The sequence below is a fragment of the Halorubrum sp. Atlit-28R genome (assembly GCF_003665955.1).
Classification (GTDB): domain Archaea; phylum Halobacteriota; class Halobacteria; order Halobacteriales; family Haloferacaceae; genus Halorubrum; species Halorubrum tropicale.
In genome coordinates this window covers 102,610-125,934 of the sequence record NZ_QPLS01000004.1, presented here as the reverse complement: position 1 = coordinate 125,934, position 23,325 = coordinate 102,610, and the positions used below count along the sequence as shown (strand labels likewise).

The following is a 23,325-nucleotide window of genomic DNA, read 5'->3' as shown; positions in this document are numbered from 1 at the left end:
GTCGAGACGTGATTCAACGCATGAACACGAGCGAAACACGGTTCGAACCAGACGCGCGTTCAGTAGAGGTGGGTGAAGCGTGACGGCCGGCGTCCTCGCGGCGATCGACCCGAGCACGTTCGCGTCCGCGATGAACGGAACGTGGATCCTCGTCGTCACCTTCCTCATCTTCTTCATGCACGCCGGCTTCGCCATGCTGGAGGCGGGCCAGGTACGCTCGAAGAACGTCGCGAACCAGCTGACGAAGAACCTCCTGACCTGGAGCGTCGGGGTGACGGTGTTCTTCCTCATCGGCACGGCGTTCACGAGCCTCGTGAACGGGTCGGCGGGGATCACGTCGGCGGCGGGCGCGCTGTTCTCCGGCGGCGAGATGGCCGTCGAGTCCGGCGTCGTCGGCCCGTACGTCAACTGGCTCTACGGCGCCGTCTTCGCGATGACCGCCGCGACGATCGTCTCCGGGGCGGTCGCGGGGCGCGCGAAGCTCCGCGCGTACGTCACGTACACGTTCCTGCTGGCCGCGGTCATCTACCCGATGGTCATCGCGTTCACCTGGTCGGCCTCCGGTGACGGGCTCGTCGCTCAGCTGACCGGCGTCGCGTTCCACGACTTCGCGGGCGGCATGATCGTCCACGGCATGGGCGGTATCGCGGGCCTCACGGCCGCGGCCGTCCTCGGTCCGCGGATGGACCGCTACGCGAAGGACGGCTCGACGAACGTCATCCCCGGCCACTCGCTGACGTTCGCCGTGCTGGGGACGCTCGTCCTCGCGTTCGGCTGGTACGGCTTCAACGTCGGCACGGCGTCCGTCGTCAGCGGCGGCGTGTTCAACACGCTGACGCTCAACCTCGTCGCGATGGGGACGACGATCGCGATGGCGTCGGGCGGGATCGGCGCCGCGCTCGTCGTGTGGCTCAAGACCGGGAAGGTCGACACGCTGTACGTCGCGAACGGCCTGCTCGCCGGTCTCGTCGGCATCACCGCCATCCCCGACACCACGGCGTGGTGGGGCGCCGTCGTCGTCGGCGGCCTCGCAGGCGCGCAGCTCCCGATCGTCTTCGAGTTCGTCTCCGACACGCTGAAGATCGACGACGTCTGCGCGGTGTTCCCGGTCCACGGGAGCGCGGGCGTGCTCGGCACGCTGCTGTTCCCGTTCGTCGCCGCGCCGGGCCAGCTCAGCGCCGGCATCGGCGCGCACTTCGTCGCCCAGCTCGTGGGCGTGGTCATCATCGGCGGCTGGACGATCACCGCGACCGCCGCGGTCTGGTACGTGCTCAAGGCGTCCGGCGAGGCGCGCGTCACGCCGGAGCACGAACAGGAGGGGCTCGACATCTCCGAGCACGGCGTCGAGACCTACCCCGAGTTCGGCGGCGACCGCGTCGCCACCGACGGCGGCCCGGCCGTCGTCGACACGACCGAGTCCGACGGCGGGTCGCCGCGCGCCGACGGCGGCGCGGAGGCGGGCACGCAGATCAAGATGGTCACGGCGGTCGTCCGGCCCGACAAGCTCGGCGACATCAAGCAGGCGCTCGCCGAGGTGCAGGCGCCGTCGCTCACCGTCACGAACGTCTCCGGTCGCGGCTCCCAGCCCGCGAAGACCGGCCAGTGGCGCGGCGAGGAGTTCACTGTCGACCTCCACCAGAAGGTGAAAGTCGAGGTCGTCGTCGCCGACATCCCGGCCGACGAGGTCGCGAACGCCATCGCCGACGCCGCGAAGACCGGCGAGGCGGGCGACGGCAAGGTGTTCATCATGCCCGTCGAGGACGCGCTACAGGTCCGGACGGGCGCGACCGGTCCGGAGGCGGTGTAGGCGCGCGACGCGCGGTCCGACGGGTCGTTTTTTCGGCGTCCGAAGCGGTTCGCCCGGTTCGGCAACTACTTTCAGCCCGACGCCCCAACCGATCGGTATGAACCACGAGCGCTCGCGCGGGCTGTACGACCGCGCGCTGTCGGCGATGCCCGGCGGCGTCAACTCCTCGGTCCGGGCGACGATGCCGCATCCGTTCTTCGTCGAGCGCGGCGACGGCGGCCACGTGATCGACGCGGACGGGAACCGCTACGTCGACTGGGTGATGGGGTACGGGCCGCTGCTGTACGGCCACGACCTCCCCGACCCGGTCGAGGCGGCGGTCCAGTCCCACGTCGCAGAGGGGCCCATGTACGGCGCGCCCACGGAGGTCGAGGTCGAACACGCCGAGTTCGTCGCTCGCCACGTCCCCAGCGTGGAGTCGATCCGCTTCGTCAACTCCGGCACGGAGGCGACGGTGTCGGCGGTGCGGCTCGCCCGCGGCCACACCGACCGCGACAAGATCGTCGTGATGCAGGGCGGCTACCACGGCGCGCAGGAGTCGACCCTCGTCGAGGGGTCGCCGGGGGACGCGCACCCCTCGACGGCGGGGATCCCCGAGTCGTTCGCCGAGCACACCCTGCCGATCCCGTTCAACGACCCGGCGGCGGCCAAGGAGGTGTTCGCGGAGCACGGCGACGACATCGCCGCCGTCCTCGTGGAGCCAATCTTAGCCAACATGGGGATCGTGATGCCCGTCGACGGCTACCACGAGACGCTGCGGGACCTCTGTGACGACCACGGCTCGCTTCTGATCTTCGACGAGGTGATCACCGGGTTCCGGGTGGGCGGCCTCGGCTGCGCGCAGTCGAAGTTCGGCGTCACCCCCGACGTGACGACGTTCGGCAAGATCATCGGCGGCGGCTTCCCCGTCGGCGCCATCGGCGGGAAGGCGGAGATCGTCGAGGGGTTCACCCCGGCCGGCGAGGTGTTCCAGTCCGGGACCTTCTCCGGGCACCCGGTGACGATGGCCGCCGGGAAGGCCGGCCTGGAGTACGCCGCCGAGAACGACGTGTACGAGCACGTCAACCGCCTCGGTCGGAAGCTCCGCGAGGGGATCGCCGAGATCTGCGCCGAGCGCGCGCCGGAGTACACCGTCGTCGGCACCGACTCGATGTTCAAGACGGTGTTCACCCGCGAGGCGCCCGACGACGTCGACGCCTGCTGCGCGGGTGGCTGCCGACAGGACCCCGACTGCGCCCGGTACGACGCCTGCCCGAAGACGGGCGCCGACGTGGCCGACGCCGCGACCGACCGCTGGGAGCGCGTGTTCTGGCAGGAGATGAAAGACCGCGGCGTGTTCCTCACCGCGAACCAGTTCGAGTGCCAGTTCACCTCCTACGCGCACACCGAGGAGGACGTCGAGAAGACGCTGGCGGCGTACCGCGAGGCGCTGTAGTCGGGCGGACGCCCTCGGGAACCGGTCCGGCAAGCCTTGCGACGGTGGAGCGGTGCGGAACAGTTTTATACCGGAGATCGGATATGTACACGTGATGACCGCAGCGGCTCGTCTCGACGCCGCCCTTCTCCGAGACCGACGAGCCCTGCGACCGCGACGAGATGTCCGACCGCCGCGACCGGCCTCCGGCGCGGCGCGACGACGAGGCCCTTCGGGCCAGTAATCCTCACCTCTCGTCGCGTTCGCGCCGCTCCGTTCCGAAGAGTCCCGACTCCGCGTTCCGCGAGCGGCCGCTCCGTGTTTTTCTTACAGTATTAAAACCGCTGAATTTAAAGGTCTAGGCCGGGTGTACACTGGTAATGACGAGCGTTGCACTCGCGTTCAGCGGGGGACTCGACACCACGGTCTGCGTACCGCTGCTGAAAGAGGAGTACGGCTACGACGAGGTCATCGGCGTCAACGTCGACGTCGGCCAGCCGACGGAGGAGTTCGACGAGGCCGAGGAGACCGCGGAGGCGCTGGGGCTCGACATCCACGTCGTCGACGCGAAAGACGAGTTCGCGGACCTCTGTTTCGATGCGGTGAAGGCGAACGCCAGCTACCAGGGCTACCCGCTCGGCACCGCCCTCGCGCGTCCGGTCATCGCCGAGGCGATCCTCGGCGTCGCCGAGGAGCAGGGCTGCGACGCCATCGCGCACGGCTGTACGGGGAAGGGCAACGACCAGCTCCGCTTCGAGGCGGTCTGGCGCGGCTCCGACCTCGACGTGATCGCCCCCGTGCGCGAGCTGGGCCTCACCCGCGAGTGGGAGATCGACTACGCCGCCGAGAAGGACCTTCCCGTCGAGGCCGGCGACGGCGGCGTCTGGTCCATCGACGAGAACATCTGGTCGCGCGCGGTCGAGGGCGGGAAGCTGGAGAACCCGGACTACGAGCCGCCGGAGGACATCTACGAGTGGACCGCGGAGCCCGAGGGCGAGACCACCATCGAGGTGACGTTCGAGGCGGGCGTCCCGGTCGCGGTCGACGGCGAGGCGATGGACCCGGTCCCGCTCATCCAGCACCTCAACGAGTACGCCGGCGGCTACGGCGTCGGCCGCACCGACGTGATGGAGGACCGCATGCTCGGGCTGAAGGTGCGCGAGAACTACGAGCACCCGGCCGCGACCGTCCTCTTGACCGCCCACCAGGCGCTCGAAGACCTCGTCTTGACGAAGAACGAGCGCTCGTTCAAGAAGGGGATCGAGCAGGAGTGGTCCGAGAAGGCCTACGAGGGGCTCGTGTTCGCGCCCGTCGTCGACGCGCTGAACGCCTTCGTCGACGAGACGCAGGACGTGGTCACCGGCACGGCAACGGTGAAGGTCTCGGGCGGCGACTGCCGCGTCGTCGCGCGCGACTCCGAGTACGCCGTCTACTCCGAGGAGATGGCCTCGTTCAACACCGAGGACGTGGCGGGCATCGCGCAGTCCGACGCGACGGGCGTCGCGAAGTACCACGGCCTCCAAGAGCGCCTCGCGAACGACGTGAAGGCGAGCGTCTCGAAGCCCGAACTGGCCACCGACGGATCCGGTGAACCGGACGCGACGGACGCCGGGGAGTAGATGAGCGACGACGATCCCGACGCCGCGGCGGACGCCGACGGCGGAGCGAGCGGCGGGAGCGACACCGCCGTCCGCCGCGACCGCTTCAGCGGCGGCCCCGCCCGCGAGTTCCTGTCGAGCCTCGCGGCCGACGCGGCCATCTTCGAGGCGGACCTCGCGGTCGACCGCGCGCACGTGGTCATGCTCGCGGAACAGGGGATCGTCGACGACGCGGTCGCGGGCGAGATCCTCGGCGCGCTCGACGCCGTCGAGGCCGCCGGGCACGGCGAACTCCCCGCCGGCGAGGACGTCCACGAGGCAATCGAGACCGCGGTCATCGACCGGGTCGGCCCGGACGGCGGCCGGATGCACACCGCCCGCTCGCGCAACGACGAGGTGGCGACGTGTATCCGCTACCGCCTGCGCGATGACCTGCTCGACGCCGTCGAGGCGACGGTCGCGGCCCGCGAGGCCCTCGTCGAGGTCGCCGAAGAACACGCGGAGACGGTGATGCCGGGGTACACCCACCTCCAGCCGGCCCAGCCGACGACGGTCGGACACTACCTGCTGTCGTACGAGGGCGGGCTCGCGCGCGACACGGAGCGGCTGCTCGACGCGTACGACCGCGTGAACCGGTCGCCCCTCGGCGCGGCCGCGTTCGCGGGGACCCCGTTCGACGTCGACCGCGACCGCACGGCGGCGCTGCTCGGGTTCGACGGGACGGTCCGCAACTCGATGGACGCCGCCTCCGCGCGCGACTTCCTCGCGGAGTCGGCGAGCGCGCTCGCGACGCTCGCGACGACGCTGTCGGGGCTCGCGGAAGACCTGATCGTCTTCTCGAACAAGGGCGTCGTCGAGCTGGCCGACGCGTACGCCTCCACCTCCTCGATCATGCCCCAGAAGAAGAACCCCGACACGCTGGAGCTGACCCGCGGCGTGGCGGGCGACGCGATCGGCGAGGCGACCGGCACGCTGAGCCTGCTGAAGGGGCTCCCGCGCGCCTACAACCGCGACCTCCAGCGCGCTCACGCGAGCGTCTTCGAGGTCGCGGGCGACGTGCGGGAGGCGACCGAGGTCGCCGCGGGCGCGGTCGCGACCGCCGAGTGGGACGAGGCGGCGCTCGCGACGGCCGCCGGAGAGGGGTTCTCGACGGCCACGGGCGTCGCCGACCTGCTCGCGACCGGCGGGTTACCCTTCCGGACGGCCCACGAGATCGTCGCGGCCGCGGCGGAGACGGTCGCGGACGACGACTCGCCGGCCGCGGCGGCCGCAAAAGTTGACGAGGCCGCTCGAAAGGTGACGGGCGAGCCCCTCTCCGCGTACGTGAGCCGCGAGGACGTGGAGTCGACGCTCGACCCGGCCGAAAGCGTCGCGAGCCGCGACTCCGTCGGGGGACCGGCGCCCGACGCGCTCGCCGACGCGCTCGCCGACGCCGAGGCGGGGATCGAGGGAGACGAGGCCGCGCTGACGGCCGAGCGCGACGCGCTCGCCGACGCGAGCGAGGCGCTGGACGCGGAGGTCGACCGCTATGTCTGAGCCGCGACGCCCGCGAGGTCGGCGTCGGCTCGGTCGGGACCGACCCGACCGACGACGACGACCGTCCCCGTAGGGGGACATACTTACTACCGAGATCTGACATTCGATCTCGACACGCCGGTATTTCGCCGATCTCTTTCCGTTAGCGGCCGATCCACTTTGTATAAATTATCTTACAAGTTCGAAGCCTTTATGCCCGTTCACGGCGGAGATGTGGGCACGATGACGAGCGACACCGACACCCTGACCGCGGAGGACCCGATCACGGGCGAGGAGATCGAGATCCCGGCCGACGTCGAGGTCGGCGAGATCATCGACAGTCCGGTCACCGGGACCGAACTGGAGGTCATCTCGCTCGACCCGGTCGTCTTGGAGGAGGCGCCGGAGCTCGAGGAGGACTGGGGCGAGTAGATGGCGACGACCGCCACGGCCGCGACACGCGAGTGGTCGACATGCGCGTAGGGGTCCTCTACTCTCGGATCCGGAAAGACGAGAAGCTCCTCCTCGACGAGCTTCGCGACCGGGGCCACGCGGTCGAGAAGATCGACATCCGGAAGGAGCGGTTCGGGCTGGAGTCCACGACGGCGGTGGTCGACGACCTCGACCTCGTCGTCGACCGCTGCCTGTCGACGAGCCGGTCGCTGTACGCGACCCGCTTCCTCGACAGCTACGGCGTCCCGGTGGTGAACTCCCCCGAGACGGGCGACGTCTGCGCCGACAAGGCGAGGAACTCGCTTGCGCTCGCCGAGGCGGACGTGCCGACCCCGGCGACGGAGGTGGCGTTCACGAAGGAGGCCGCCTTGGAAGCGATCGAGGAGTTCGGCTACCCGTGCGTCCTCAAGCCGGTCACTGGTTCGTGGGGCCGGCTGATGGCGAAGATCGACTCGCGCAACGCCGCCGAGGCGATACTGGAACACAAGGAGACGCTCGGCCACTACGAGCACAAGGTGTTCTACGTCCAGGAGTTCGTCGACAAGCCCGGCCGCGACGTCCGCGTCCTGGCGGTCGACGGCGAGCCGGTCGCGGCGATGACGCGGTCGTCCGACCACTGGCTCACGAACGCCGCGAAGGGCGGCGAGACGGAGTCGTTCGGCCTCGACGAGCGGGCGACGGAACTGGTCGAGAAGGCCTCGGACGCGGTCGGCGGCGGCATGCTCGGCGTCGACCTGATGGAAGTGGGCGTCGACGCGGACGCCGACCCCGCCGAGGGCGGCGCGGAGGACTACACCGTCCACGAGGTGAACCACACCGTCGAGTTCAAGGCGCTCGACGCGGCCACCGACGTGGACGTTCCGGCGCGGGTCGTCGACTGGCTGGAGGCGAAAGCGGGCGAGTTCGCCGAGGGATCGGTCGCGGGGGTGGACGCGTGAACACGACCGACGGCGGCGACGCGACCGCGGAGACGTACACCGCGAGCGTCGTCGGCGGCACCGGCTTCACCGGCGGCGAGCTGCTGCGGCTCCTCGCCGGCCACCCGGGATTCGAGGTCGTCCAGGCCACCTCGCGGTCGGCCGACAACATGACCGTCGGGCGCTCGCACCCGAACCTGCGCGGGCTCGACCTGCGCTTCTCGGACCCCGACGATCTAGAGTCGGTCGACGTGCTGTTCGCGGCGACGCCCCACGGCGTCTCGATGGGCCGGGTCGACGAGTTCTTGCAGGCGGCCGACACGGTCGTCGACCTCTCGGCGGACTTCCGGCTCCCCGAGGCCGACGCCTACGACGAGTGGTACGACGGCCACGAGTCGCCCGAGTACCTGGAACGCGCCGAGTACGCGCTCCCGGAGATCAACCGCGAAAATCTCCCTGGCGCCGACCTGATCGCCGGCGGCGGCTGCAACGCGACCGCGGCGATCCTCGGGCTGAAGCCGCTCGTCGACGCGGGCGCGCTCGGTCCCGAGGCCGGCGAGGTCGTCGTGGACGTGAAGGTCGGCTCCTCGGAGGGCGGCGCCGGCGGCGGCGCGGCCTCCTCGCATCCGGAGCGGTCGGGCGTCGTGCGCCCGTACGCGCCCACGGGGCACCGCCACGAGGCGGAGATCGAGGCGTACCTCGGCCTCTCCGTCTCCTTCACCGTCCACGCGGTCGACATGGTGCGCGGCGCGAGCGCGACCTGCCACGTCTTCCCCGACGAGCCGGTCTCGAAGGGCGACCTGTGGGGCGCGTACCGCGACGCCTACGCCGACGAACCGTTCATGCGGATCGTCTCGGGCGGGGGCGGCGTCTACCGCTACCCCGAGCCGAAGTCGGTCGCCGGGACGAACCACGGCGAGGTCGGCTTCGAGCTCGACCCCGGGAACCGGCGCGTCGTCGTCTTCTCGGCCATCGACAACATGACCAAGGGCTCGGCGGGACAGGCGGTCCACGCGGCGAACGTCGCGCTCGGGCTGCCCGAGACCGCCGGCCTCGAGTTCGACGGGCTCCACCCCGTGGGATCGCCATGAGCGGGGAGCGGACCGGCGGCGCGGCCGCCGACGAGCCCCCGGTCGTCGTGAAGGTCGGCGGCGCGAAGGCGGTCGACCCCGCCGGCGCGGTCGGCGACGTGGCGCACCTGACGGCGAACGGCCGCGAGGTCGTCGTCGTCCACGGCGGCTCGACGGTCGTCGACGAGACGCTCGAACGGCTCGGCATCGAGCCCGAGTACGTCGAGTCCGCCTCCGGCGTCACCGGTCGCTTCACCGACGCGGCGACGATGGAGGCGTTCGCGATGGCGATGGCGGGCAAGCTCAACACCGAGCTGACGGCGCGGTTCCGGTCGGCCGGGGTCGACGCGGTCGGCCTCTCGGGCGTCGACGGCGGGCTCCTCTCCGGGCCCCGCAAGTCGGCGGTCCGCGTCGTCGAGGACGGCAAGCGGAAGATCCGCCGCGGCGATCACTCCGGACGGATCGAGTCGGTGAACGCCGACCTGCTCGCCGGCCTCCTCGACGACGGCTACACCCCGGTCGTCTCGCCGCCGATGGCGGGCGACGAGGGCGACGGCGAGGTGACACCCGTCAACGCGGACGCCGACCGCGCGGCCGCGGCGGTCGCCGGCGCGCTCGGCGCCGACCTCGTCCTCCTGACCGACGTGTCGGGCGTGTACGCCGACCCGGACGACCCCGAGACGCGCATCGACGCGGCCGCGACGCCCGAGGAGCTGGCGGCCGTCGAGGACGCCGCCGAGGGGTTCATGGGCAAGAAGGTGATGGCCGCGACGGAGGCGCTCGAGGGCGGCGCCGGCCGCGTCGTGATCGCGGACGCCAACGTCCGCGACCCGGTCGTCGCCGCGCTCGGCGGCGAGGGGACGGCCATCGAGCGGTCCGCGCTCGGCGACGGCGCGGGCGACGACGCCGGCGGCGGCGAGGCCCCCGAGGAAGGGGGTGAGACCGCGTGAGCGGCTTCGTCTTCTCCGAGAAGCCGATCGAGATCGCCTCGGGCGACGGGGTCCACCTCACGGACGCGAACGGCACCGAGTACCTCGACTTCGGCGCCAGCTACGCCTGTACGCCGGTCGGCCACTGCCACCCCGAGGTCGTCGACGCCGCGACGAGCCAGCTGGAGGAGCTCATGTACGTCCAGGCGTCGTACCCGCACGCGGCGCGGACGGCGCTGTACGAGCGGCTGGCCGAGCTCGCGCCCGTCGACGTCGACAACGTCTGGCTCTGTAACTCCGGCACGGAGGCGAACGAGGCCGCGCTGAAGTTCGCCCGGCACGCGACGGGCCGCGAGAAGATCGTCGCGACCACGCAGGGGTTCCACGGCCGGACGATGGGGACGCTCGCGACGACGTGGAAGGACAAGTACAAGCAGGGGTTCGGCCCGCTCGCGGGCGGCGTCGAGTTCGTCGAGTACGGCGACGCCGACGCGATGCGCGAGGCCGTCGACGAGGACACCGCCGCGGTCATCCTGGAACCGCTCCAGGGCGAGGGCGGGATCAACCCCGTCTCGACCGAGTACCTCCAGGCCGTCCGGGTCGCGACCGCGACGAGCGGGGCCGCGATGATCCTCGACGAGATCCAGACCGGGCTCGGCCGGACCGGGTCGATGTGGGCCGCGGAGAATCACGACGTGGTCCCGGACATCCTCACGACCGCGAAGGGACTCGGCAGCGGGCTCCCGATCGGCGCGACGCTGTGCCGCGACTGGATCGCCGCGGACGCCGGCGACCACGGGTCGACGTTCTCCGGCGGCCCCGTCGTCTCCGCGGCGGCGGGCACCACCCTCGACGTGATCGAGCGCGAGGACCTGCCCGCGCACGCCGACGAAGTGGGGTCCTACCTCCGCGGCGAGCTCCGCGACCGCCTCGGCGACGACGTGCGCGACGTGCGCGGCGACGGGCTGATGGTGGGGATCGAGGTGCGCCGCGGCTCGAACCGGCTGCTGCGCGACCTCGCCATCGAGCACCAGATCCTCGCGCTCCCCGCGGGGCGGACCGTGCTCCGCCTGCTCCCGCCGCTGACGATCGAGCGCGAGCACGCCGACGCGGTCGTCGACGCGATCGAGGAGGTGATCGGCTGATGGCGGCCGGGAAGGGACGTGAGGCCGACGCCGCGTCCGAGGGGGGCGGCGACGTGGTCGCCGGCGGCGGCTACCCGGCGGCCTGCGACACGCCCGCCCGGAAGCTGCTGTACGACATGGTCTCGATCCCCTCGCCGTCGGGCGAGGAGGAGCGGGCCGCGGAGCGGCTCGTCGACTTCTTCGAGGCGAACGGCCGGGAGGCGTGGATCGACGACGCCGGGAACGTCCGCGCGCCGGCGGACGACGCCGTCCTCCTCACCTCCCACGTCGACACGGTGCCGGGCGACATCCCCGTCGAGGTGCGGCCGGCGCCGCCCGAGGGCGAGCTGCCCGAGCCCTCGGACGTGCGCGTCGGCGAGCCCGGCGACCCCGTGCTGTGGGGCCGCGGCGCGGTCGACGCGACCGGCCCGCTCGTCGCGATGGCGGTCGCGGCGGTGAAGACGGGCGTCTCGTTCGCGGGCGTCGTCCGCGAGGAGGTCGACTCCGGCGGCGCGCGCGCCCTCATCGGCGACCGCGACGCGCCCGAGGCGGTGATCAACGGCGAGCCGTCGGGCTGGCGGGGGATCACCCTCGGCTACCGCGGCCTGCTGGAGGGGACGTACGTGAACACGAGCGAGTCGGGCCACTCCTCGCGGCCGGAGCCGAACGCGATCCAGCACGCGATCGACTGGTGGCACGGCGTCGAGGAGACGTTCACCCCCGACGACGACGAGACCGCCGTCTTCGACCAGGTGACGACGAAGCCCATCTCGGTCGACGGCGGCCTGAGCGACGACGGGCTCGCCGTCGAGGCGACGATGGACGTCCAGCTCCGGGTCCCGCCCTCGCGGCCGGTCGACGAGATCCACGAGCTGGCGGAAGCCGAGCTGACCACCGGCTCGGTCCACTGGGGCGAGCCGATGCCGCCGGTGATGGAGAGCCCCCGGACCGACCTCGCGCGGGCGTTCCGCGTCGCGATCCGGGGCGCCGGCGGCGACGTGCGCCTGCTCCGGAAGACCGGCACGAGCGACATGAACCTCTTCGCGGCCGCGTGGGACTGCCCGATGGTCACCTACGGCCCCGGGAACTCCGACCTCGACCACGCGCCCGACGAGCGGCTCCCGCTGCCCGACCTCGACCGCGCCGTGTCCGTGCTGACCGAGGTCTGCCGCGAGCGACGCTGACCGACCGCCACGACCTTCGAACTCGACCGGTCTCCAACGACACCACACCACCCAACGATGCCACTCGCCACCGACGACTTCCTCGACATCGACGACGTGACGCCCGCCGAACTGGACGCCCTGCTCGACCGCGCCGCCGCGATGAAGGCGGGCGAGACCGACCCCCGACTGGCGGACGCGACGCTCGGGATGATCTTCGAGAAGCCCTCGACGCGCACCCGCGTCTCCTTCGAGACCGGGATGACGCGGCTCGGCGGCCACGCCATGTTCCTCGGCCCCGACGACATCCAGCTGGGCCACGGCGAGCCGCTGCGCGACACCGCGCGCGTCCTCGGCCGCTACGTCGACGGCGTGATGGCGCGCCTCTTCGACCACGCGGACGTCGAGGTGCTCGCGGAGTACGCCGACTGCGCCGTGATCAACGGACTCACCGACGAGGCGCACCCCTGCCAGACGCTCGCGGACCTCCTCACGATCCGCGAGACGGTCGGCGCGGACGCCACGGTGGCGTGGGTCGGCGACGGCAACAACGTCGGGCAGTCGTTCGTCGTCGGCGCGGCGATGGCCGGGATCGACGTGGAGGTGGCCACCCCCGCCGACTACGGGATGAACCCCTCCGTCTTCGACCGCGCCGCCGAGTTCGGGCTGGACGTGACGCCGACGACCGACCCCGAGGCCGCCGTCGAGGACGCCGACGTGATGTACACCGACGTGTGGATCTCGATGGGCCAGGAGGACGTGCGCGACGAGAAGCTCGCCGCCTTCGACGGGTTCCAGGTGAACGCCGACCTGCTCGCCGGCACCGACGCGAGGGTGATGCACTGCCTCCCCGCGCACCGCGGCGAGGAGATCACCGACGACGTGCTCGAATCCGACCGCGCGCTCGTCTGGGACCAGGCGGAGAACCGGATGCACGCGCAGAACGCCCTGCTCGTCGAACTGCTCGGCGACGACTGAGGCCTGCGGGCGCTCGGCGGGCGACGCGTCGGGGGGCCGCCGCGTCCTCACTGACGCCGCGGCGGGTCGCGGTCGTCCATGAGGAAGACGCTGTCCTGATGCGGGTCGAAGTACACCTCCAGCGCGCGGAGGGCGCCCACGTACGCCGCGATCGCGGCGAACACGAACGAGACCGCTGCCGGAACGAGGAGACCGAGGACCATACGCGACCGTTCGCTCGTCCGGCGACAAAGGCGTATCGACGGCGCGGCGGCGCGCGCCCGTGAGCGGCCGCCGGTGGCGGCCGCGAACGGCACCGCGCGAGGGAGTCGGCCGACCGGGGGGAGGCCGACGAGGCTGGGGAGGCGCGAGGTGCGGTCTGTGCGGAGCGGGACGCAAAGGGGCAGCCGTGAGCGGGCACGGGCCTTCACGAGGGCAACCGCTCGTGAGCCAATCAGAACGCTCCGCGCTCTGATGACGACGGCAGCACCGCGGGAGCGAGCAGCGCGAGCGACTGAGGAGCACAGCGAGCGTGCGCCCGTCTCACGGCGGGGGCATTGGCGGTGTCCGCCGACGATCCGTTATCACGGCTCCGTTGAAACCCTAAAGAACGGATAGGATCGCCGTGCGAGATACAGAGCGTGTATCTATGACGGCATCGGATTAACGGCCCCGGCGTGACCGGTAACCGATCATCACGATTGAGCGGAATTCCGGGCTTTTTGCGGCGGATCGTCTCTTAACTACTTGTTCGACGACTTGTTTCTGAACTCTTTTTTCAGATGCATCCAGCCGAGCACCGGCATGTTCTTCAGGAAGTCCCAGACAGCTCTCGGGCCCGCCTCAACTAGCACTCGGATGGCACCCTTCTTTCGGGTGAAAAAAAGCGGCCGCCCCCGGTAGATATCCCGTTTGTATATCCGATCGTCTTCCCGTCGCTCAAGCACCTCCCTGACCTTGCTCACGTGGTTCCAGTCGCCCCGCATCACAACGACTCCGTCCGGGGTGATGACGTGTACCGAATTCGGCATCCCGCCGTACTTCCGGTGGCCCGTTCCTTCGATATCGTCCACGAGGACCGTGCGCTCGACATCGTAGTCGGCCTCAAACTTCCTCGCGCGTTCCAGTTTGTCCTGGAACGAGTGGTGCGCCTCGCAGTTCTCTCCTGGGTGGGCCTCCCGCGTGTACAAGAGGATGAATACGACGTCTTCGAACTCTTGAGAGAGTTTATCCATAGCCTGGACCTTCGAATCGGTAATCGGACACGTGAGGCTTCCCGTCTCTAAGACTACCCAGGATCCCCCGAAGTCCGAGAGGCTGACGGCATTCCCATCGAGCGTGGTCGCCTCGAAATCGGGGGCCTCGTCACCCGGTCTGGGACCGTCGAACCGCTTGAAATCGTAGTACTCCGGCCCAAAATGCCGGTAGTTGTACGTATCTGTGACATCTCTGCGGGCTGTTTCGGGCGTTTCCATGGCACTCATAGCAGTTGGGTACGGTGGGGGGAAGAGTTAGGCTACTGCCTAGCACTATCGGTAGTATATATGAGAGCCGGTGAGAGAGGCGTTGATTGGTGTCCGCAGCGAGGACCGAAGCGAGAAACGTACGTCGTATGAGAGCGGTCACGTTCACCCTCGGACAGCCTTCCGGTTCGCATATCTCCTCTCGGATGTTCGGCCCGGACTCGGAGTTCGAACGGGATCGAATTCATCACCTGAACATCCTGGCGGACGAAACCGTTGTCCTGCTCGGCCGGCTGCGCGGTGATATGGACGACGCGGCGAGGTTGTTGAGCGAAAACGCGGACGTCCTCGGTCACAGCATCTCCAGCGAGCAGGGCGGGAGCGCGCTTGTGTACGTCCATGCCTACCCACCACCCGAACTCAAGGAGTTCCTCAAGTTACCACGTACGCACGAGGTGTTCTTCGACTTCCCCATCGGGAGCACGCAAGACGGGCGACACCGAGTGGTTCTGATCGGGGAAACGAACCAGGTGATACAGGAGGCCCTCGCCGATCTACCACCAACACTCGACGTGTCGATTGAACGGATCGGACCCTATTTGGAGGCAGGGACGCCGCTGCCTGTCCAGTTGACGGACCGTCAACGGGAGGTGCTCAATGTCGCCCTCGATCTCGGGTATTATGACGTACCACGCCAAGCGACCCATCAGGATATCGCCGACCGATTGGAGCTTTCTGCTGGAACGGTAGGCGAACACCTCCAGAAAATCGAGTCTCGGGTGTTCGAGGCATTCCGTTCCTAAACCAACTCGGTCGCGCGAGCCTCCGTATCCGGTAGGATTCGACTCCATGAATGGGTGATGAAAACGATCGATAGATTACTTTTCGAGGTGATTTCGAAAGAACTCTCTATGCAAGACTCGCGCCCTCCATGCAGCACGAATCAGCTGAACCACTCGTCTCCTGTCAGTATCGGCCTGACCGATACAGAGAATGTAGCCAGCACGGGGACTGCGTTATTTTCTTAAAATGGATCCTGAATTAGCCGATAGAACGTGCCTGCGTATCAACTAATGTTGGTCAACGGACGTGTTGTGACCACACTCGTCGGGCGCGTCCATCGAATACTGTTATAACGAGCCCAAGAGAGCAAAAGAATCCGAACCCCCCAACGGATAACCAGAGTCGATAGAGTGTAGTGACGAGGAATAAATAGACGGCCAAACCGAGAGAGACGGATGTCAACAAGGCGAACGTCACTGCTTTCCAACTGGGAGATGCGTCACGGAAGTACCTATACGCATTTGTCGTAAGCACAACGAGAGAGGCCCAGCCTGCCGCAAGCACGGAACCAAAGAAGACCGATGAGGATGAGAACTGAACCAACTGTCCCCTGAAACCCGAAACCTACAATGGTTCCGCAAAGCAGGAAAAGATAGAAACCTACTACGAATTCCTCAAGAGACCTGATTGACGATTCAGCCATACTGACTTTATTTTACGATTACTACATAATTGCTGGGGATGAAAGATTCATACTACTGTTTTCGAACTACCCCTCCTGAGTCAATTAATAGGTGAATTCCCTGTACCGAACGAACTACAGTAGATACTTCCGGAGTTGCGCGACTGAATAAACCGCAAGACCGCGCTTGCTTATTGAATTCAGTTACGCGTATTGTTCATCTCTTATCTCGCTGAAACCTCGTCCGATCAAGTACCCAACTAGTGTAATCAATCCAGATATGATTGCTCCGGCGACAAGTGGGAATATGAAAGCGCCCGGCCCCGCCATGACCGGGATGAACAGATTGAGTGTGAAACCAAGACATGGACCGAATGTGAGTATCAAATTCCCAACAATATCTGCGCCTTGAAACGCTCGAAAGACAACGATGCCAGTAACAAGGAGCGCGCCCAGCCAAACAATAGCCGATTGTACTGAAGTCGAGGGTTCCAAGTCCCAGACTCGCAACCCAGTCAACGACCCAAGGACAAACAGAAACGCGGCCGTAGCCGCTATAATCTCACTTATTCGCTTGTTCAAGTGCATATACATTTTGCCTGTCTTACACCATGTATGCCTTGGGGGTCAAAATGGGGCTAAGCAATCTACGAGTCCTCTGTACTGACGGAATCGATCTATCCTGATTTCGTCACCTCGACGTGCCACATTCGCGCTCTCTATGCAGCACAGCTCTAAAGACATATCACCTACTGAGGGGTTCAACGAAGCCAAACGAGCGACAGCGCCTGGATCTAATTCCCGGTCCAGCGCAGTATCGCGAGCGTCCCCTCGAAGAGGGCGATCATCGTGAGCGTCACGATGATCGGCGCCATCCCGGTCGGGTCCGGGCTGAACAGGAACGCGATCCCGAGGAACGTCCCCCAGAAGATCAGCCGCTTCGCCTCCAGCCACTGCCGGGTGACGAGGTTCATCATGATCGCGAGCATGATGAAAAGCGGGATCTGGAAGACGATCGCCATGAACGCGAGCATGATGACGATCAGGTTGAACGTCTCCGCGAGCCCGAAGGCGATCGTTGCCGCGTCGGAGGTGTAGGTGGTGAAATACGAGAAGATCGCTGGCAACACGAGAAAGTGCGCGAAGGCGATTCCGATCCCGCCGAGGATGAGGCTCGTCGGCACCGCCGCGAGGTAGTAGCGCCGCTCGGTCTGGTACAGCCCCGGCCGCATGAACCGGTACGTCTCGTAGACGAACGCCGGGAGCCCGACCACGACGCCCGCGAGGCCGGCCACCTTCAGCCGGGTGAGCGGGAGTTCGAGCGGGCCGTACAGTCGCGGCCGGTTCTCCATCGGCGCCGGGATGTGGTAGCTCCAGAAGTAGTTGATGAGCTCCGTCGACTCGGTGACGACGACGAGCGTCGCGAGGCCGCCGATGAGGAACACGACCGCGAGCCGGCGCATCATCTCCTCGATGTGCACGGCGAGCGGCATCTCCTCGTCCGTCTCGGGGCCCTCGATCCCGTCGAACGGCTCGTCGTCCTCGGTCGTCGGCACGCCGGCGATCGCGGGGTCCGCGGCCTCGGCGGTCGTCGCCGGGGTGCCGCCGTCGCCGGCGGCCTCGGCGTCGTCCACCGTCGCGTCGTCGGCCGACAGTTCGCCGTCCGCAGACGCCTCGGCATCGACCGACTCCTCGTCGGCCTCGTCACCGTCGTCGAGCGCGGCCGACCGACCGGCGTCCTCGGCCTCGACCACCTCGTCCGGGTCCGAGAGCGTCTCCGGCGACCCGTCGTCGTCGCTGTCCGTCTCGCCCGCCGCGGAGTCGTCGTCGCCGTGGGTCGACCCGACCTCGGGCTCGACCTCGGCTGTCACCTCGGACTCGACGCCCGCGGACGGCTCCGCGTCGGTCCCGGACCCGTCGTCGACGGCGCCGTCGCTCTCGGGTTCGGCCTCGTCGGTCGACCCGTCAGCGGCGGCCGAGTCGTCGTCGCGCGACCGGTCCGAGTCGTCCATTCAGTTTCCCTACGCGACCGGGCGGTTATCAACCTTTTCGGATAGCGGCGCCGCGCGGGACCGATCGGCGTCGCTCCGCGGGCCGTCCCGGAACGGCGCCGGCGGCGGCGCCCGCGGTCGAAAAGGTTGATAACGGCGACGGCCCTCGCCCTCCGTATGGCGAGCGCCCTCGACGAGGACACCCAACGGTCGATCGCGGAGGGCCAGGAGACGGCAAAGGCGTTCCTTCGCTCGATCCAGAAGGACCTCCAGAAGGTGTTCGTCGTCTTCCTCATCGGCTTCCTCGCGACGTTCTGGGCGCTGCGCACGTACATCTGGGACCGGCTCCGCGAGGTGACGGAGTCGAACATGAGCGCCGCGGTCGCCGAGGAGGCCGACATCATCGCGACGACCCCGTTCGAGGTGATCCTCCTCCAAGCGAAGATCGGACTGATCGTGGGCGCGATAACCGCGATCCCGCCGCTGATCTACGTCACCCGCGACGAGCTCCGCGCCCGGGGGATGTGGCCGCAGTCGCCGATCGCTCGGTGGAAGCTCGCGCTGCTCGGGCTGCTCGGCGCCGGCCTGTTCTCCGCCGGCGTCGCCTACGGCGTCTTCGCCTTCTTCCCGCTGATGTTCGGCTTCCTGGCCGAGTTCGGCCTGGAGGCCGACATTCAGCCGACCTACGGGATCGTGATGTGGACGGAGTTCATCGTCTTCCTCTCGCTGTCCTTCGGGCTCGCCGGACAGATGCCCCTCCTCATCACCGGGCTGTCGTACGCGGAGATCGTCCCGTACGAGACGTTCCGGGACAAGTGGCGCTACGCGGTCGTCGCCATCTTCGTGTTCGGCGCCGTCTTCTCCCCGCCGGACCCGTTCACGCAGCTCCTGTGGGCGTTCCCGCTGGTCGCGCTGTACGGGTTCAGCCTCTACCTCGCGAAGCTCGTCGTCACGGCCAAGCGGAGCTCCGACCGCATCCACGTGCTCGGCGCGGTCCGGGACCACTGGAACGTCGTCGGGGGCGCGACCGTCCTCGGCGGCGCGCTCGTGTACGGCTTCTACGAGTACGGCGGCCGGACCGCGGTCAACGACCTCCTGCGGCTCGCGGGGAGCACCCGCCGCTTCCTCGCGCCGGGCGAGGGGCTCGGCCTCGACCCCGCCACCGCGCTCTGGGTCTATGCCGCCCTCTGGGCGCTCGCGTTCGCGGCCGTCGCGACGCTGTGGGCGGTGTACACCGACCTCGACACGACGAGCGCGGGCGCGCAGTACGGCGACCCGACCGCGATCGACGTGGGCGAGCTCGACGCCGCGGGGGTGCGGGCGGCCCCCGCGGACGCGTTCGCCGAGATGGGCGAAGAGGAGTCGCTCGCGCTGGCGCAGGCCGCGATCGACGACGACGACCCGGAGAAGGCGCAGGCGATCCTCGACCGCTACGACGAGGTGAACGAGGGGAGCGACGACGACGGCGAGTCGGACGCGAGCGACGCCGCGGGCACGAGCGGTGGGGGCTCCGGGGACGGTGGCGGCGGCGGGCTGGTCGGCTCCGTCCAGAACCGGACCTCGCGCGCCGGCTCGACGTTCCTCGCCGAGCTGACGGACGGCAACGAGGAGGCGGCCGAGGACGACATCGGCGGCTACTACAAGGACCTCAAGTTCATCTTCGACTCGCTGCGCACGCGGTCGTTCCGGATCGTCGCGGTGTTCGGCGCCGTGATGGCGGCCGCGTTCACGTGGCTGTACCTCGGCGGCCTCGGCACCGTCCGCGCCGACCTCGAACGGCGCGTGCCGGCGGAGGTGGAGGGCGGGATCAACATCATCACGCTCCACCCGGTCGAGGCGCTCATCTTCATGGTGAAGTTCTCGGTGATGCTCGGCATCTTCGCCGCGTTCCCCGTCGCCCTCTACTACGCGTGGCCCGCGCTCCGCGAGCGCGGCTTCGTCGCCGGGCGGATCTACCAGGTGTACCTCTGGGCGGGCGCGCTCGGCGCCGGGATGATCGGCGGCTTCGCGCTCGGGTACACGACCATCGCGCCCGGGATCATCGGCTGGCTCGTCACGGACGCGCGCCTCGCCGACATGGTCATCACCTACCAGGTGAGCGACTTCCTCTGGCTCGTCATCTACACCACGATCGGGATCGGCTTCCTCGCGGACATCCCCATCGCGATGGTGCTCCTCAACAACGCGGGCGTCCCGTACCGCGTGTTCCGGGAGCGCTGGCGCGAGGTGACGATCGGGATCATGCTCGTCGCGGCGGTGTTCACCCCCGCCGACGTGATCACGATGTTCCTCGCGACGATCCCGCTAATGCTGGCGTACGGGATCGGCGTCGGCGTCCTCTTCCTCGTCACCTTCGGCGGGCGCCGCGACCTCTCGCCGCCCGCGGAGTTCATCGGGGAGTGAGGCCCGCGCGCTCGCCGCGGTCGCCGGCGGCAACGGCCTCGCGAGGCCCCCGCGACCGACGACTATTCCCGCGCGCGCCCGCAACGGCAGAGTAGAAATGAGCAAGGACTACATCGAGGTCCGCGGCGCCGAGGAGCACAACCTCAAGGACCTCGACGTCCGGATCCCGCGCGAGGAGTTCACCGTCGTCACCGGGCTCTCGGGCTCGGGGAAGTCGTCGCTCGCGTTCGACACCGTCTACGCCGAGGGGCAGCGGCGCTACATCGAGTCGCTGTCCGCGTACGCCCGCAACTTCCTCGGACAGATGGACAAACCGCAGGTTGAGTCCGTCGAGGGGCTCTCGCCGGCCATCTCCATCGACCAGAAGAACGCCGCGAACAACCCCCGGTCGACGGTGGGGACCGTCACGGAGCTCCACGACTACCTCCGCCTGCTGTACGCCCGGATCGGCACGCAGTACGACCCGGTCACCGGCGAGGAGGTCGGCGAGCAGTCCGCCCAGGACATGGTGAACCAGATCCTCGACCTCCCCGAGGACACCCGCGCGAAGATCGCCGCGCCCGTCGTCCGCGACCAGAAGGGCGCGTTCGAGGACCTGTTCGAGGAGCTGGTGTCGGACGGGTACAGCCGCGTCGAGGTCGACGGCGAGCCGGTCGACCTCACGCTCGACGACCCCGACCTCGACGAGAACTACGACCACACGATCGACGTGATCGTCGACCGCGTCACCGTCTCGCCGGACGCCCGCTCGCGGATCACCGACTCCGTCGAGACCGCCCTCGAAGCGGCCGGCGGCGTCCTCAAGCTGATCGTCCCGGACCCGCCCGAGGACGTGCCGTTCGCGTCGAACGCGCGCTCGACGGGGTCGCTCGCGGCCGACGCCGACGGCGACGACCGGCTCGTCGTGGAGTTCTCCGAGGAGCTCGGCAACCCCAACTCCGACGTGCAGTTCTCCGCGATCGAGACGCGCTCGTTCTCCTTCAACAGCCCGTACGGCGCCTGCCCCGAGTGCGAGGGGATCGGCTCGACGAAGGAGGTCGACGAGGACCTCGTGATCGAGGACCCCTCCAAGCCGCTGAAGCACGTGTTCGAGCCGTGGAGCTACGACCGCACCTACTACTCGCGACAGCTCGACAACGTCGCCGACCACTTCGGCGTCGACCTCGACGCGCCGTTCGAGGAGCTCGACGAGGAGATCCGGCGGCAGTTCCTCTACGGGACCGACGACCTGGTCCACTTCGAGTGGACGACGAAGAACGGCACCCGCGAGAAGACCGAGCGGTTCGAGGGCGTCATCCCGAACCTGGAGCGCCGCCACGTCGAGACCGACTCCGAGCGCGCCCGCGACCACATCGAGGAGTACATGGCCGTGACGACCTGTCCCGAGTGCGAGGGGACGCGCCTGAAAGAGCAGTCGCGGCACGTCCTCGTCGCGGGCACGTCGATCACCGAGGTCAACGAGCTGTCGATCGCCGAGGCCCGCGAGCACTTCGAGGGGATGGAGGCGGAGCTGACCGAGCGCGAGACGACCATCGCCGAGGAGATCCTCAAGGAGATCCGCGCGCGCCTCGGCTTCATGGAGGAGGTCGGCTTGGAGTACCTCACCCTCGACCGCGAGGCGTCGACGCTGTCGGGCGGCGAGAGCCAGCGCATCCGGCTCGCGACGCAGGTCGGGTCGGGGCTCGTCGGCGTGCTGTACGTCTTGGACGAGCCCTCCATCGGGCTTCACCAGCGCGACAACGACCGGCTGCTCGACACCCTCGAAGGGCTCCGCGACCTGGGGAACACCCTCCTCGTCGTCGAGCACGACGAGGAGACGATGCGGCGCGCCGACGAGATCATCGACATGGGCCCCGGCCCGGGCAAGCGCGGCGGCGAGGTCGTCGCGCAGGGCGACTTCGACGAGGTCGTCGCCGCCGACGAGTCGGTGACCGCCGACTACCTCGCGGGTAGGAAGGGGATTCCGGTGCCCGACGAGCGGCGCGAGCCCGAGGGCGAACTCGTCGTGCGCGGCGCCCGCCAGCACAACTTGAAGGACTTGGACGTGCCGATCCCGCTCGGCACGCTGACGACGGTGACCGGCGTCTCCGGCTCCGGGAAGTCGACGCTCGTCAACGACATCCTCTACAAGGGGCTCGCCCGCGAGATGAACGACAACACCTCGGTCGACCCCGGCGCACACGACGCGATCGAGGGGCTCGACGACGTCGAGACGGTGCGGCTCATCGACCAGTCGCCGATCGGGCGGACGCCGCGCTCGAACCCCGCCACGTACACGGACGTGTTCGACCACGTCCGCGAGCTGTTCGCGGAGACGAAGCTCTCGAAGCGTCGCGGCTACGAGAAGGGGCGCTTCTCGTTCAACGTGAAGGGCGGGCGCTGCGAGGAGTGCGGCGGGCAGGGCACCGTCAAGATCGAGATGAACTTCCTCTCGGACGTGTACGTCCCCTGCGAGGAGTGCGGCGGGGCCAGGTACAACGACGAGACGCTCGACGTGGAGTACAAGGGGAAGACCATCGCCGACGTGCTCGACATGAGCGTCGCGGAGGCCCACGAGTTCTTCGAGAGCCACCGCGGGCTCGAACGCCGGCTGAAGCTGCTGAAGGACGTGGGGCTCGGCTACATGGAACTCGGCCAGCCCTCGACCACGCTCTCGGGCGGCGAGGCCCAGCGCGTGAAGCTCGCCGAGGAGCTCGGCAAGCGCGCGACCGGCGACACGCTGTACCTCCTCGACGAGCCGACGACGGGCCTGCACAAAGAGGACGAGCGCAAGCTGATCGACGTGCTCCACCGGCTCGTCGACGCCGGCAACACCGTCGTCGTCATCGAGCACGAGCTCGACCTCGTGAAGAACGCCGACCACGTGATCGACCTCGGCCCCGAGGGCGGCGACGGCGGCGGCGAGCTGGTCGCGGACGGCACGCCCGAGGAGATCGCCCACGTGGACGCCTCCCACACCGGGCGCTACCTCCGAGACATGCTCCCGAAGGTCGACCTCGAAGGCCCCCGCGACGACCGCCGGAAGCCGGCGGTGGCCGACGACGACTGAGACGCCC

Annotated in this window: 17 protein-coding genes; 14 read left to right on the top strand and 3 right to left on the bottom strand. The window is 68.7% G+C overall.

The features are described from left to right. The first annotated feature begins 79 nt into the window (after positions 1-79). The 11 genes from DVK06_RS08035 to argF all read left to right on the top strand — a co-directional run bounded on the left by DVK06_RS08035 (position 80) and on the right by argF (position 12,968). Positions 80-1,807 carry an ammonium transporter gene (locus DVK06_RS08035; RefSeq protein ID WP_199718610.1) on the top strand — a complete coding sequence of 576 codons (1,728 nt, stop codon included), beginning with the start codon at positions 80-82 and terminating at the stop codon, positions 1,805-1,807. A 97-nt stretch (positions 1,808-1,904) separates the two neighbouring features. Then, entirely contained in the window at positions 1,905-3,242 is a 1,338-nt protein-coding gene (locus DVK06_RS08030) for a glutamate-1-semialdehyde 2,1-aminomutase (protein WP_053770352.1), read from the top strand. A gap of 359 nt (positions 3,243-3,601) precedes the next feature. Further along, a complete protein-coding gene (locus tag DVK06_RS08025; RefSeq protein ID WP_121599925.1) occupies positions 3,602-4,840 on the top strand; it encodes an argininosuccinate synthase in 1,239 nt (412 codons plus the stop codon). Continuing rightward, positions 4,841-6,355, top strand: a complete 1,515-nt coding sequence (gene argH, locus DVK06_RS08020; protein ID WP_121599924.1) for an argininosuccinate lyase — start codon at positions 4,841-4,843, stop codon at positions 6,353-6,355. 222 nt (positions 6,356-6,577) lie between these two features. Continuing rightward, positions 6,578-6,766, top strand: a complete 189-nt coding sequence (gene lysW / locus DVK06_RS08015; RefSeq protein WP_004599337.1) for a lysine biosynthesis protein LysW — start codon at positions 6,578-6,580, stop codon at positions 6,764-6,766. 41 nt (positions 6,767-6,807) lie between these two features. Beyond that, a complete protein-coding gene (lysX, locus tag DVK06_RS08010; protein ID WP_121600046.1) occupies positions 6,808-7,725 on the top strand; it encodes a lysine biosynthesis protein LysX in 918 nt (305 codons plus the stop codon). Next, the gene (argC, locus tag DVK06_RS08005) at positions 7,722-8,795 is read left to right on the top strand and encodes an N-acetyl-gamma-glutamyl-phosphate reductase (protein ID WP_121599923.1); all 1,074 of its coding nucleotides are present in this window, start codon (positions 7,722-7,724) and stop codon (positions 8,793-8,795) included. The genes lysX and argC overlap by 4 nt, the downstream gene beginning before the upstream one ends. Next, positions 8,792-9,724: an acetylglutamate/acetylaminoadipate kinase gene (locus DVK06_RS08000; RefSeq protein WP_121599922.1), complete on the top strand. Its 933-nt coding sequence runs from the start codon at positions 8,792-8,794 to the stop codon at positions 9,722-9,724. The genes argC and DVK06_RS08000 overlap by 4 nt, the downstream gene beginning before the upstream one ends. Beyond that, the gene (locus tag DVK06_RS07995; protein ID WP_121599921.1) at positions 9,721-10,848 is read left to right on the top strand and encodes an aspartate aminotransferase family protein; all 1,128 of its coding nucleotides are present in this window, start codon (positions 9,721-9,723) and stop codon (positions 10,846-10,848) included. Before DVK06_RS08000 ends, DVK06_RS07995 begins: the two co-directional genes overlap by 4 nt. Beyond that, complete coding sequence (locus DVK06_RS07990; RefSeq protein WP_121599920.1) at positions 10,848-12,011, top strand: [LysW]-lysine hydrolase; 1,164 nt, start codon at positions 10,848-10,850, stop codon at positions 12,009-12,011. The genes DVK06_RS07995 and DVK06_RS07990 overlap by 1 nt, the downstream gene beginning before the upstream one ends. A 57-nt stretch (positions 12,012-12,068) precedes the next feature. Beyond that, on the top strand, positions 12,069-12,968 hold the full coding sequence (gene argF / locus DVK06_RS07985) for an ornithine carbamoyltransferase (RefSeq protein ID WP_121599919.1): 900 nt from the start codon (positions 12,069-12,071) through the stop codon (positions 12,966-12,968). 47 nt (positions 12,969-13,015) lie between these two features. On the opposite strand, the gene DVK06_RS18930 is transcribed toward argF, so the two are convergent. Further along, entirely contained in the window at positions 13,016-13,171 is a 156-nt protein-coding gene (locus tag DVK06_RS18930) for a hypothetical protein (RefSeq protein ID WP_167551886.1), read from the bottom strand. Positions 13,172-13,690: 519 nt separating this feature from the next. Further along, a complete protein-coding gene (locus DVK06_RS07980; RefSeq protein WP_158600066.1) occupies positions 13,691-14,422 on the bottom strand; it encodes a deiodinase-like protein in 732 nt (243 codons plus the stop codon). A gap of 293 nt (positions 14,423-14,715) precedes the next feature. Here DVK06_RS07980 and DVK06_RS07975 point away from each other — a divergent pair, with 293 nt between their 5' ends. Next, positions 14,716-15,213 carry a helix-turn-helix domain-containing protein gene (locus DVK06_RS07975; protein WP_233561642.1) on the top strand — a complete coding sequence of 166 codons (498 nt, stop codon included), beginning with the start codon at positions 14,716-14,718 and terminating at the stop codon, positions 15,211-15,213. Between the two features lie 1,456 nt (positions 15,214-16,669). Here the strand turns inward: DVK06_RS07975 and DVK06_RS07965 are convergent. Beyond that, positions 16,670-17,887: a twin-arginine translocase subunit TatC gene (locus DVK06_RS07965; RefSeq protein WP_121599915.1), complete on the bottom strand. Its 1,218-nt coding sequence runs from the start codon at positions 17,885-17,887 to the stop codon at positions 16,670-16,672. Positions 17,888-18,043: 156 nt separating this feature from the next. Here DVK06_RS07965 and DVK06_RS07960 point away from each other — a divergent pair, with 156 nt between their 5' ends. After that, positions 18,044-20,269 (top strand): twin-arginine translocase subunit TatC, encoded by a 2,226-nt coding sequence (locus DVK06_RS07960; protein WP_121599914.1) that lies wholly within the window; start codon positions 18,044-18,046, stop codon positions 20,267-20,269. A 97-nt stretch (positions 20,270-20,366) separates the two neighbouring features. Further along, a complete protein-coding gene (gene uvrA, locus DVK06_RS07955) occupies positions 20,367-23,318 on the top strand; it encodes an excinuclease ABC subunit UvrA (protein WP_121599913.1) in 2,952 nt (983 codons plus the stop codon). Positions 23,319-23,325: the final 7 nt, after the last annotated feature.

Excerpts from the sequence above, each read along its gene's own strand:
- uvrA (WP_121599913.1), top strand. The coding sequence starts at position 20,367 with ATGAGCAAGGACTACATCGAGGTCCGCGGCGCCGAGGAGCACAACCTC.
- DVK06_RS07965 (WP_121599915.1), bottom strand. The coding sequence starts at position 17,887 with ATGGACGACTCGGACCGGTCGCGCGACGACGACTCGGCCGCCGCTGAC.
- DVK06_RS18930 (WP_167551886.1), bottom strand. The coding sequence starts at position 13,171 with ATGGTCCTCGGTCTCCTCGTTCCGGCAGCGGTCTCGTTCGTGTTCGCC.
- argH (WP_121599924.1), top strand. The coding sequence starts at position 4,841 with ATGAGCGACGACGATCCCGACGCCGCGGCGGACGCCGACGGCGGAGCG.
- DVK06_RS07990 (WP_121599920.1), top strand. The coding sequence starts at position 10,848 with ATGGCGGCCGGGAAGGGACGTGAGGCCGACGCCGCGTCCGAGGGGGGC.
- DVK06_RS08000 (WP_121599922.1), top strand. The coding sequence starts at position 8,792 with ATGAGCGGGGAGCGGACCGGCGGCGCGGCCGCCGACGAGCCCCCGGTC.
- argF (WP_121599919.1), top strand. The coding sequence starts at position 12,069 with ATGCCACTCGCCACCGACGACTTCCTCGACATCGACGACGTGACGCCC.
- lysW (WP_004599337.1), top strand. The coding sequence starts at position 6,578 with ATGACGAGCGACACCGACACCCTGACCGCGGAGGACCCGATCACGGGC.
- DVK06_RS07980 (WP_158600066.1), bottom strand. The coding sequence starts at position 14,422 with ATGGAAACGCCCGAAACAGCCCGCAGAGATGTCACAGATACGTACAAC.
- lysX (WP_121600046.1), top strand. The coding sequence starts at position 6,808 with ATGCGCGTAGGGGTCCTCTACTCTCGGATCCGGAAAGACGAGAAGCTC.
- DVK06_RS07960 (WP_121599914.1), top strand. The coding sequence starts at position 18,044 with ATGGCGAGCGCCCTCGACGAGGACACCCAACGGTCGATCGCGGAGGGC.
- DVK06_RS08025 (WP_121599925.1), top strand. The coding sequence starts at position 3,602 with ATGACGAGCGTTGCACTCGCGTTCAGCGGGGGACTCGACACCACGGTC.
- DVK06_RS07975 (WP_233561642.1), top strand. The coding sequence starts at position 14,716 with ATGGACGACGCGGCGAGGTTGTTGAGCGAAAACGCGGACGTCCTCGGT.
- DVK06_RS08030 (WP_053770352.1), top strand. The coding sequence starts at position 1,905 with ATGAACCACGAGCGCTCGCGCGGGCTGTACGACCGCGCGCTGTCGGCG.